The 11,776-nt window shown below is 45.2% G+C and carries 8 protein-coding genes; 6 read left to right on the forward strand and 2 right to left on the reverse strand.

All coding sequences use genetic code 11. From position 1 onward, the window contains the following. Positions 1-15: 15 nt before the first annotated feature. Positions 16-1,035: a UDP-glucose 4-epimerase GalE gene (galE, locus tag KHN79_RS10465; protein WP_182008743.1), complete on the reverse strand. Its 1,020-nt coding sequence runs from the start codon at positions 1,033-1,035 to the stop codon at positions 16-18. A 457-nt stretch (positions 1,036-1,492) separates the two neighbouring features. Here galE and ebgR point away from each other — a divergent pair, with 457 nt between their 5' ends. The 4 genes from ebgR (at position 1,493) to KHN79_RS10485 (ending at position 8,066) form a co-directional block, all read left to right on the forward strand. Further along, positions 1,493-2,479, forward strand: coding sequence for a transcriptional regulator EbgR (gene ebgR, locus KHN79_RS10470; RefSeq protein WP_182008744.1), 987 nt, complete (start codon positions 1,493-1,495; stop codon positions 2,477-2,479). A 403-nt stretch (positions 2,480-2,882) separates the two neighbouring features. Further along, positions 2,883-5,981 carry a beta-galactosidase subunit alpha gene (ebgA, locus tag KHN79_RS10475; protein WP_182008745.1) on the forward strand — a complete coding sequence of 1,033 codons (3,099 nt, stop codon included), beginning with the start codon at positions 2,883-2,885 and terminating at the stop codon, positions 5,979-5,981. Positions 5,982-5,984: 3 nt separating this feature from the next. Continuing rightward, a complete protein-coding gene (locus KHN79_RS10480) occupies positions 5,985-6,434 on the forward strand; it encodes a beta-galactosidase subunit beta (RefSeq protein WP_182008746.1) in 450 nt (149 codons plus the stop codon). Between the two features lie 204 nt (positions 6,435-6,638). Beyond that, a complete protein-coding gene (locus KHN79_RS10485; RefSeq protein WP_182008747.1) occupies positions 6,639-8,066 on the forward strand; it encodes an amino acid permease in 1,428 nt (475 codons plus the stop codon). A 60-nt stretch (positions 8,067-8,126) separates the two neighbouring features. Here KHN79_RS10485 and KHN79_RS10490 read toward each other — a convergent pair whose 3' ends face one another. After that, positions 8,127-9,038 (reverse strand): LysR family transcriptional regulator, encoded by a 912-nt coding sequence (locus KHN79_RS10490; protein WP_182008748.1) that lies wholly within the window; start codon positions 9,036-9,038, stop codon positions 8,127-8,129. A gap of 110 nt (positions 9,039-9,148) precedes the next feature. On the opposite strand from KHN79_RS10490, the gene chrA reads away from it, so the two are divergent. Then, a complete protein-coding gene (chrA, locus tag KHN79_RS10495; protein ID WP_182008749.1) occupies positions 9,149-10,276 on the forward strand; it encodes a chromate efflux transporter in 1,128 nt (375 codons plus the stop codon). Between the two features lie 501 nt (positions 10,277-10,777). Next, complete coding sequence (locus tag KHN79_RS10500) at positions 10,778-11,686, forward strand: O-antigen ligase family protein (protein ID WP_182008750.1); 909 nt, start codon at positions 10,778-10,780, stop codon at positions 11,684-11,686. Positions 11,687-11,776 lie beyond the last annotated feature (90 nt).

Below are 11,776 nucleotides of genomic sequence, written 5' to 3' on the forward strand. Positions count from 1 at the left end.
GCAACCAGGCAACACTTACTTAGTGGTGTATCCAGCAGGATTATTTGACTGCCACTTCCACGTATCGGCGGTCATTTCTGCAACGCTGCGGGTGGCCTTCCACCCAAGCTCACGTTCCGCTTTTTGCGTGCTCGCCCAACACTCAGCAATATCGCCCGGGCGGCGCGGACACAGTTCATACGCGACCGGTTTACCGCAAGCCACGCTGAATGCTTCGACCATCTCCAGAACACTGGAACCTTTACCTGTCCCCAGGTTGTAAATATGTAAGCCAGCTTTCTCGCCAACAGATTTAAGAGCAGCAATGTGACCGTCAGCCAAATCCATTACGTGGATATAATCGCGCACTCCAGTGCCATCTGGAGTTGGGTAATCACTGCCAAATACCGACAGTTTCTCGCGGCGTCCAACGGCAACCTGAGCAATAAATGGCATTAAGTTATTTGGAATGCCTTGCGGATCTTCCCCCATGGTGCCTGACGGGTGTGCTCCTACCGGGTTGAAGTAGCGCAGCAGAGTAATGCTCCAGTCGCTTTCTGCGTTAAACAGATCACTCAGACACTCTTCCACCATGTACTTGCTGCGGCCATATGGATTGGTGGTTGCACCCGTTGGAGAACTCTCGGTTATCGGCACACACTCAGGATCGCCATATACCGTTGCTGATGAACTGAAGACAATACTTTTCACGCCAGCTTTACGCATGCTGCGCGCGAGCACTAAAGATCCATTAACGTTGTTGTCGTAGTACTCCAGTGGCTTCGCAACTGACTCGCCTACCGCTTTCAGACCAGCAAAGTGAATGACAGACTGGATGTCGTGCTTAGCGAAAACGGAATCCAAAAAGGCTTCATCACGAATGTCTCCCTGATAAAACGCTGGCTGCGTTCCTGTTAATGCTTCAATACGGCTTAACACTTCGACGTTGGCATTAGACAAATTATCAACAATGATCGGCTCCATACCTGCTTCAATCATCTGTACACATGTGTGACTACCGATGTATCCCATACCACCTGTGACAAGAACTTTCACTTTTCACTTCTCCGCTATTGCTGCCCGATTTTGACTGAGCCTGCCTGAGCATATTCACCAGGCAAATTCGCTTACCTCTTAACTGGCTAAAAGTTTAGCAACCAAAACCGATCAAGATCCGTGATCAAACTCAAATTGTGTAAACGTTTCCACAAAATTACACCATCGGCTATATTCAATAAAAATTGATTCATTGCATTTAATACTGTTAAGAATTTCAGATTAACAATCCAGCCATGTATAAACGTTTACACGACAATTGGACTACAGCCTTAACTAAGTAGAAAGAGAGGAATAGCTCTGTTTGTGATTGTTCGGACCGTTTTTTGAACATCACTACACTACAAAAGCTCGCACTGTTTTAGTAAAAGTTTGTGCATCCATAAACAGCTGTTTACAATATGGGGATTATTGCTTATCTCACTGGGACAGTGAGCTTTGCCAACGGGAAGCATACATGGCAACACTAAAAGATATCGCTACTGAAGCCGGCGTCTCACTTGCAACCGTATCACGCGTGTTGAACGACGACCCGACACTGAGCGTCAAAGAAGAAACCAAACACCGTATATTAGAGATTGCAGAACAGCTTGAGTACCGCACCAGCAGTTCTAAAAAAGCCACCAAAGAGACAAAACAAAAACACCACTTTTTAGCCTTGTACAACTACAAGCAAGAAGCTGAAGTGAACGACCCTTACTATTTATCGATTCGTCACGGGATAGAAACCCAGTGCGATAAACTGGGCATCACGCTGACCAATTGCTACGACAGTGTCATCGATGTTGAAACGCAGAAGGTCACCGGTATCCTTTTAGTCGGTAAAACGGACAAAAGCGTGATTAACAAACTGCCGAAACGTCTGTCAGACAGCATTTGTTACATCGACTTCTCCGACAACGACAGTATGTACGATTGTGTAGATATCGACCTGGCGCGGATCAGTAAGCAGGTGATCGACTTCTTCGTTGAACAAGGTTACCAGCGCATTGGCTTCATTGGCGGACAAGACGAACCCAACACAGCCGATATTCGTGAAAAAGCGTTTGTGGAATACGGTAACCTGAAAGGTGTTGTATCGGAAAACGACATCTACCGCGGCGACTTTTCCAGCCTGTCCGGGTATGACTTAGCTAAAGCCATGCTGGCGAAAGGCGATTTTCCTAAGGCGATGTTTATTGCTTCGGACTCGATTGCTATTGGTGTTTTGCGTGCGATTCATGAGTTTGGCTTAAACATTCCGCAAGATATCGCACTAATCAGCGTAAATGACATACCAACCGCACGTTTTACCTTCCCACCACTCTCAACGGTCCGTATTCATTCAGAGTTGATGGGCATTCAGGGGGTAAACTTACTGGTAGAAAAATACCGTGACGGCCGCGCGTTACCACTGCAGGTGCATGTTCCAAGCAAGCTAAAGCTTCGCGGCACAACAAAATAAACCATTTATCGCCCTTACCAAGTAAAGAAAACTAAACAAAGCACTGAATTTTCAGTGCTTTTTTATTTCCCGTCCTAAATCCCATTCGCCGTAAATCACTGTCTTCCCTGCAAAAACTGAGGGGCTGGCCCCGCTAATACTCGCAGTAATCAAGCTCTCCAGTGACACCTGTAACTCCGGACTCCGATTCCTTTACCCTGATCACACCTTGTTCGGTGATCATTCAATAAAACGTGATCAAGTTAAACTTAAAAAGTTTTACCGATTTATTTTAGTAAAACTTTTACTAAAATCTTTTCCCAGATAACGCACAAACTTTTTCACATAACATCGGCTGCATCTTTTTTGACCTCTTCAGCACCCTCGCTGGAAAGGAACAGATTAAGCCGAGGGGAGAACAAACGTGAACAACTGGGAAAACTTCCTCCACCTGCATGAGAACCGTATGGCACCACGTGCTTACTTCTTCTCATATGACTCCATTCAAAATGCACAGACCTTTCAACGCGAGCTGAGCAGTCGCTTCAAGCTGTTAAGCGGTCAATGGACGTTCAACTACTTTAACAACCCGATTCTGGTACCTGATGAGTTTTACTCACAAAAGATGGAAGACTGGGGACAGATTACGGTTCCGAACATGTGGCAGATGGAAGGTCATGGCGATCTTCAGTACACCGACGAAGGTTTCCCGTTCCCTATCGATGTGCCTTTTGTACCAAGCGATAATCCGACTGGCGCTTATCAGCGCACCTTCACACTGGGTCAGCAATGGGACGATAAGCAAACCATCATCAAGTTTGACGGCGTTGAGACCTACTTTGAAGTGTATGTAAACGGCAGCTACGTCGGTTTCAGTAAAGGCAGCCGCCTCACCGCAGAATTCGATATTTCCCAGTACGTTAAACAGGGCGAAAACCTGCTTTGTGTTCGTGTAATGCAATGGGCAGATTCGACCTATATTGAAGACCAGGACATGTGGTGGACAGCCGGAATTTTCCGTGACGTTTACCTAATCGGAAAAGAACAGGTTCACGTCCGAGATCTGACCGTTCGTACCGATTTCGCCGACGATTACCAAAGCGCCACGCTACATTGCCAGGTCGAACTGGAGAATCTCTCTTCATCGCTCGCCTCCGGATACACGCTGGAATACACCCTACAGAACAAAGGCGTTTCTGTTGCCGACGGACAATGTACAGTTCTGCAAATCCAAAACAGCAACTCACTCAGTTTTGCGATTGATATGGTAAACCCGGTTCACTGGACGGCTGAAAACCCGTATCTCTACCAACTGTTCATTACCCTGAAAGATCCGCAAGGTACTGTGGTTGAAGTGATCCCGCAACGCGTTGGCTTCCGTGACATCAAAATTCGCGATGGTCTGTTCTACATCAACAACCAGTACGTAATGCTGCACGGAGTAAACCGTCACGATAATGATCATTTAAAAGGCCGGGCTGTAGGCATAGATCGAGTAGAAAAAGACCTGATCTTGATGAAGCAGCACAACATCAACTCCGTTCGTACCGCGCACTACCCTAATGACCCGCGCTTTTATGAACTGTGTGACATTTACGGCTTATTTGTGATGGCAGAAACCGATGTAGAAACTCATGGTTTCGCCAATGTTGGCGACCTGAGCCGTATAACTAATGATCCAGCCTGGGAAGCGGTGTTTGTTGATCGCGCTGAGCGTCATGTACACGCACAAAAGAATCACCCTTCAATCATCATGTGGTCTCTGGGTAATGAATCTGGTTACGGCTGTAATATCCGCGCTATGTACGACGCGACGAAAGCCATTGATGACACCCGCCTGGTTCACTACGAAGAAGACCGTGACGCAGAAGTCGTGGATGTTATTTCAACCATGTATTCACGCGCTCAGCTCATGAACCACTTTGGCGAACATCCACACGAAAAGCCTCGCATCATCTGTGAATATGCGCACGCGATGGGCAACGGACCTGGCGGTTTAACTGAGTACCAAAATGTCTTCTACCAACATGACCATATTCAGGGCCATTACGTCTGGGAGTGGTGTGATCACGGCATCCTGGCTCGTAATGAGGACGGTCAAGAGTTTTATAAGTACGGCGGTGACTACGGTGATTACCCGAACAACTACAACTTCTGTATGGATGGTTTGATCTACCCAGATCAAACACCGGGGCCGGGCCTTAAAGAGTACAAGCAAGTTATTGCTCCAGTGAAAATTCGCGCGGTTGAGGGTAACAAGAAAACTTTCATCATCGAGAACAAGTTGTGGTTCACCAGCCTAGATGATTACACCATCACTGCAGAGGTTCGTGCAGAAGGTGAAACCCTGCGCAGTGTTCAGTTCAAAGTCGAAGAGCTGGCAGCGAACAGTGAACGCCAAGTAGAACTCGATTTACCAGAACTGGATGAACGTGAAGCTTTCATCAACTTCACCGTGCGCAAAGACACTCGCACGTTCTATAGCGAAGCGAACCACGATATTGCGGTTTACCAGTTCCAGCTAAAAGAGAATACCGCCTCCGTACCTGCATTTATCAATAACAATGCGCAACCGCTGAGTGTGACTGAAAGCCGTTTGGACCACGTGATTGAAGGACACAACTTCACGCTGATCTTCTCTAAAGTCAACGGCAAACTGACTTCCTGGCGCGTCAATGGTGAAGAGCTGATTCAGTCAGAGCCGAGACTGAACTTCTTCAAACCGATGATTGATAACCACAAGCAAGAATACGAAGGACTGTGGCACCCCGCTCACCTGCAAATCATGCAAGAGCACTTCAGAACGCTAAAAGTAGAGTCTGCAGGTGACTCGGTTTTGATTACAACCACCAGCATCATTGCGCCTCCTGTATTCGACTTTGGCATGCGCTGTACTTACCGCTACCAAATCAACGCGCAAGGCCATCTGAATGTAGAACTGAGCGGTGAGCGCTATGGCGACTACCCTCACGTTATCCCTGTGATTGGTTTGGATTTAGGTATCAACGGCAGCTTTGATCAAGTCAGTTACTACGGTCGCGGCCCTGAGGAAAACTACCAGGATAGCCGTCAGGCAAACCTCATTGATGTTTACCACAGCACTGTAACAGACATGTTCGAGAACTACCCGTTCCCGCAAAACAACGGTAACCGCCAGCACGTGCGCTGGGCATCGCTCACTAACCGTCACGGCAGCGGTTTATTAGTGAAACCACAGCAAGAGATCAACTTCAGTGCTTGGTTCTACACCAACCAAAACCTGCATGAAGCGCAACATACGATTGAGCTGGTGAAGAGCGGCTATATCACGCTGAACCTTGACCATCAGGTGATGGGGCTGGGCTCTAACTCTTGGGGCAGCGAAGTACTCGACTCTTACCGCGTATACATGGACCAATTCCGTTACGGCTTAACACTAATGCCGCTTCAGGCGGGCGATTGCAACGCTCAGGTCATGGCAAAGCATGATTTCGACAACGCGTTCTTCACTCATTCCAACACTCAAACAGCAAACGAGGCGTAACCCATGATCGTGTTAGACAGCTTAGAGCAATTCAAAGTCGTGTACCGCGACGGCCGTAAATGGAACCGCTGCGTCGAAGCGATTGAAAACATCACCAATATCAAAGAGGGCGTGATGTATTCCATTGGTGATTCGCTGGTTTACATGATTGCAGACGGGACAAAACAGACCGAACTGTTTGAAGGTAACCGCCGCTACTTCGACATTCACTACTACCTGGAAGGGCGTGAATCTATTGAGTTCGCAGCCAAAACCGATCTACGGCCAGAACAAGCCTACCGAGATGAAACCGACCGTGAGTTCCTTTCTGGTCAGGGTGAGACTCGTGAGCTTTGTGAGGGACAAATCGCGATTTTTGATAACAACAGAGCCTACCGCTTTCACGGTGATCACCGGGTAAGAAAAGTGGTGCTCAAAGTGACCATCGAAGATGGCTACTTCCTGAATAAATAACGAGTTATACCCAATGCGAGGCAATGGCTGCCTCGCTTAACAACACATAAATATATAACTCCTGAGTACCTCAGTTCACAGATTTATCAGAGCGCTCTGCAATCTCGCGTAATAATGAATAGTATTCGCGAAGGATGGAAGAGCGGTCAATAGCACTGTGACTTGAGTTACGAAGGGAATTGACGTGATTCATCGGAGGACTTTATGTCTGAATCTATGCGCGGCACCATCGGCAAATTTGCCTTGCTGTCTATGACATTTGCGGCGGTCTTTAACGTCCGTAACATAGTGAACAACAACATCGAGCTTGGCCTTAGCTCAGCTCCTATTTTTCTATTTGCGACGATCGTTTACTTTATTCCATTTGTATTCATCATTGCCGAGTTCGTGTCTGCGAATAAAAACTCTGAGTCAGGCATGTACGACTGGCTTAAGCAACCTCTTGGTTCAAAAGCCGCTTATCTCGGGTCATTCCTGTACTGGTTTGTGAATCTGTTCTGGTTTGTCTCTCTGCTACCGAACGTGATTGCTTATGCGTCTTACGCGATGCTTGGTTACGAGTACACCTTCTCACCAATGGTGACATCCGTAATCTCGATTGTTCTTTTCGCCGCCGCAACGCACATTTCAACCAAAGGCGCTTCCTGGTTGGGCAAAATCTCTGAACTGGTTGCATACGGTGTTTTTGCGCTGTTTGCCATCTATGTACTTGGTGCGCTAATGGCACTGGGCGGCGACAGCTACACACCTGCCGAGCCAATTACGCTAGAGGCAATGAGCCCTACGATTAACTGGGCAACGCTCGGTATTATGTGTTGGATCTTCCAGGCAGCCGGCGGTGCGGAAACCGCAGCGGCCTACCTAAAAGATGTCAAAGGAGGGCAAAAAGCGTTTATCAAAGTGATCATTATGGCTGGTGTGTTGATCGGCGCAATGTATGCACTCGGCTCACTGCTGGTGAACGTCTTCGTTCCGCGTGAAGATCTGACTTACGCTGGCGGTATGGTAGAAATCTTTACTGGTATGGCGCAATACTTCGACATTTCAACCGCTCTGGTTGGCCGCTTTGTCGGTATCGTTCTGTTCATCGCGATGTTTGGTTCGATGATGATGTGGACAGCCGCACCAGTGAAAATTCACTTCTCGGAAATTCCAAAAGGAGTGTACGGCGAGAAAACCACTGAGCTAAATGAACATGGCGTACCAGTGCGTGCTGCATGGTGGCAGTTTGCCTTCGTGGTGGTGATGCTTGTTGTGAACGGCTTCGGCTCAGAATCGGTACAGGACATGATGAACCAGGCTATTAACCTCACGGCAGGTACTGCGATGCTGCCGCCTATCTTCATCATGGTCGCTTACTTTGTTTTCCGTCTGAAGCACGACGATACGCCTCGTGACTTCCGCATGGGTTCACGTAAGTTTGGTATGAGTGTCGTCGCGGTGCTGATTGTGATTTTCGTGATAAGCATGACAGCGTCTGCATTCCCAACTGGCGTTGACGTGGTACGCGCGTTCTTCATCAATGTATTTATGACGGCGGTATTCTCCGCACTTGCCTGGTGGTGGATCTCCCGCTTCGAAAAGAAGCAAGCGCATAAAGAGCAAGTAGTTAAACCTGCGACGCAATCATAATACTTTTTACTCAGAAACACTTAACAAAGGGCACTCTCTTAGTGCCCTTTTTCATTGTATTTAACCTATCAACCCCGCCACCAATTGACGCAACCAAATGCCTTTGTCGTCGTTATTACGACTGGTGTGCCATACCATCGCAATATCAAAATCCGCGACTGCAATCGGTGGTTTTACTGTCACTAGGTCATCTGAGAAACCTTCAGCAAGCGCCATCTTCTCTGGCACAATAGCAATCAATTCACGCTGTTTAAGCAAATTGCGAATCGTCAGAAAATTACGCGAAGCCACGGTCACTCTTCGGCTTACACCATGTTCTGCCAGCTTTTGGTCTACTTGTGTCTTTAAGCTCCCATCGGGGCTTACCAACGCTTGTTCGATGTCGGCAAATTCTGCAACAGACAGCTTAACTTTGCCCTGCAACACCTTTTTATCGCACAGACATACGTGCTTTTCTGTATACAGATAATGACTCGCAAAATCGTCACTAAGCAGCGGCATACTGCCTATCACAAGATCCAGTTTTTCCTGCTCAGTTCGCTGCATGTAATTACTGCGATCGACATTAATAAAGCTGATTTGAGCTTGTGGAGCCAGGCGGTGAATTTCATCATATAGACGCGGCGCGAAGATAAATTCCGCATAGTCAGTTAAACCAATCCGACATACGCCCGAGTAGTCATCAGGCTTAAAGCTCGATTTGGTCAGTAAATCTCTAGCGATGGAGTCAAGTAGTTGATGTACCGTCGGCGCAACGCTATGCGCGTGTTCGGTCGGTTCCATTTTGTGCCCTTTACGTTCAAACAACGGGTCTTCAAAAAGGAGCCTCAAACGAGACAAGCTGTGACTCATCGCCGACTGACTCACATAGCTGTTTTCCGCCGCTAAACTCACGCTTCGATAGCGGTAAAGATAGGAGAAAGTCACCAACAAATTTAAATCGATATTACGCCACTGAATTTCGTCGTTCACTTTCCCTTTTATCCTATTTCATTCATAGATTAAATTAACACTATCAATTTGAGTCATTTTATAACAACCGATAAATTAGCGGCAATTCAAATTAGATAAACAGGCTCAACATGTTTGCTATCTTCAACACTTTCTTTTGGCTAGGTTGGTTTAGCTTTGGCGGCCCAGCGGCTCACATTGGTTATTTCCGCCAGACTTTTGTCGAAAAACTAAAATGGTTAGATGACAGTGAGTACGCTCAAATCGTCGCACTGAGCCAGTTTCTGCCTGGCCCGGGATCCAGTCAGGTAGGTTTTGCGTTGGGCTACAAGCGAGGCGGTTTAGGTGGAGCGTGTGCAGCGTTTATCGGCTTTACCCTGCCATCGGTCCTGATCATGCTGGCATTAGCCATGGTAAGCAGCCAAATCACCGATACCGCTATCTTCAACAACATTGTCCACGGACTAAAGCTATTGGCGGTTGTCGTTGTCGCTGATGCAACGTGGGGAATGTACAATAACTTCTGCCAAACGAAACTGACTGGCGGACTATGTGTCGCCACCGCGATCGCTCTGTTACTTATTCCGGGTATCATGACTCAAATGCTGGTTTTACTTGCTGCTGGTGCGATTGGTGTACGATTCCTTAAAAAACAGCCGACCCGGACACAAGTTCCGTTTAAACCGAGCATCACTCCTTTGGTGATATTTGCAACCCTGTTATTTGGCCTCCCTCTCGTCGCGCACACTATACCAATGCTGGGTTTGTTTAACGACTTTTTTCAGGCGGGTAGTTTGGTATTCGGTGGAGGCCATGTCGTGCTTCCCCTGTTGCAGAATATCGTTGGTGACAATTTAAGCCCGGATGCATTTCTAACCGGATACGCCGCAGCACAAGCCGTACCAGGGCCAATGTTTACATTCGCAACCTACATTGGTTATGAGTTATCTGAAACGCCAATACTCGGCGCTCTGGTAGCAACGCTAGGTATATTCCTTCCGGGATTCCTTTTATTGCTTGGGGTATTAAAGAACTGGCAAGACCTCGCAGACAAACCTGCAATATCGGGAGCTATTAGTGGTGTAAATGCGTCGGTAGTAGGCCTGCTATTATCAGCCATTTACCAACCTGTATTTACCAGCGCTGTGGTTAAACCGATGGATATTGCATTGGTTATTGCTGGATTCTATTTACTGAAGAAACTGAATGTTTCAATACTGTGGATGATCGTGTTTTTTGTGGGGGTAACTCTACTATAAAAAGCAAATAACAGACATATGTACGGTTAAATAAATTAAATAATCAAGAGTTATAACAAAATTTGACACAGAGCACATATATAACGTTCTATTTATATTAGAAAAGATTTTTATTGGAAATGGTAAATTATAGACATAAAATTATAAAATATGGAAAATATGGGAATACAAAGTCAACATGGAAGTTAGACACGAAGTAAGTTCAATTTTATCCAAAATAGATAAGAGGCTAAAACTAGCTATCTTTCTTACACCATTCATGCATTTTTACTTACCATTGTTGGGGAGATCGTAGTTCTTTTCTTCGAACTATCGATTATCGGACTCATCTATAACATTAAAGACAACGATTATTACACCTCATTCAATCCTTTCTATGTATTAATTTTTTTATGCCTTGCATCGATAACGGCCTCAAACGCCCTACTAATTAATAGGTTAGGTTGGAGCGCAGAGGCAGCCTTATCACTATTTAGGTATGTTATTATAGTTTCACACTTTATGTTCGCATTGAGCTTAACGAAATATTTCAAACTTAATGAAAACCTTGCCTTCGACTACCTACCATACAGTATATTTATAGCTGTTATTTTATTGTTTATTGACATAGGTTTTAACTTAACTGGTATTAACTACAATGAAGGACTTAGGATTATAACATCGAGTAATATAAGGCATTTGGGGCATATTGTCATCGTAAGCACCTTGTATTTATCAATAAAAATCTTAGTTACAGACAAGTCAGATAACTTACTTTTTATGGCACTTTCAGCAACTAGCATCTCATTACTCATATGGTTAGGAGGAAAAGGGGCAATCTTGTCATATGTCTTAGGCCTTACTGTTGCTCTAATAACTATTTATAAAAAAAACCGACTAAAAGTAAAAGGGTCATTAAAACTAGTATATTTAATTGTAGTATCAGTGATTATATCCCTCCCATTAAATATATATTCTTGGAATGGATTAAATCGACTAACAGAAACTGAGAATTACTATAGAGAAAACGTTAACAGTTTATCATCAAATAGAATAATTTTATGGAATGAAAGTTGGGGTTATATTAAAGAAAAACCTATTTTAGGTTATGGTTCAGAGAGCTTTATATTAAATTCCGAATCGGGATATAGACACCCGCACAACGTTATCGTTCAATGGCTATTAGATTTTGGATTTTTAGGTACATTGATTTTCCTAGTCTTAATTACCTATGTCATTGTTACGGGATATAAAAAACAAGATTCTCTATTAAATACGTATAGATTGATTGCTATGTCTTGCTTTTTGGCTCTTATATCCAATGCGCTAATATCTGGAACTTTATACTACTCTCCTCCATTTTTCATTGTATGCATTACGATTTCGTTTATTATAACCAACTGCGAATTCAAAAACCGTGAGAAACTTTAACTTACCCGATCACAAACTTCTATTACCACTCTCATTTATATAAAATAAAACTCATTAACTCCAACTATCAACATTTGATTAGTATAAATC

Source organism: Vibrio sp. B1FLJ16 (assembly GCF_905175385.1).
In the GTDB taxonomy this organism is placed as follows: Bacteria; Pseudomonadota; Gammaproteobacteria; order Enterobacterales; family Vibrionaceae; genus Vibrio.

Excerpts from the sequence above, each read along its gene's own strand:
- KHN79_RS10485 (WP_182008747.1), top strand. The coding sequence starts at position 6,639 with ATGTCTGAATCTATGCGCGGCACCATCGGCAAATTTGCCTTGCTGTCT.
- ebgR (WP_182008744.1), top strand. The coding sequence starts at position 1,493 with ATGGCAACACTAAAAGATATCGCTACTGAAGCCGGCGTCTCACTTGCA.
- KHN79_RS10480 (WP_182008746.1), top strand. The coding sequence starts at position 5,985 with ATGATCGTGTTAGACAGCTTAGAGCAATTCAAAGTCGTGTACCGCGAC.
- KHN79_RS10500 (WP_182008750.1), top strand. The coding sequence starts at position 10,778 with ATGTTCGCATTGAGCTTAACGAAATATTTCAAACTTAATGAAAACCTT.
- chrA (WP_182008749.1), top strand. The coding sequence starts at position 9,149 with ATGTTTGCTATCTTCAACACTTTCTTTTGGCTAGGTTGGTTTAGCTTT.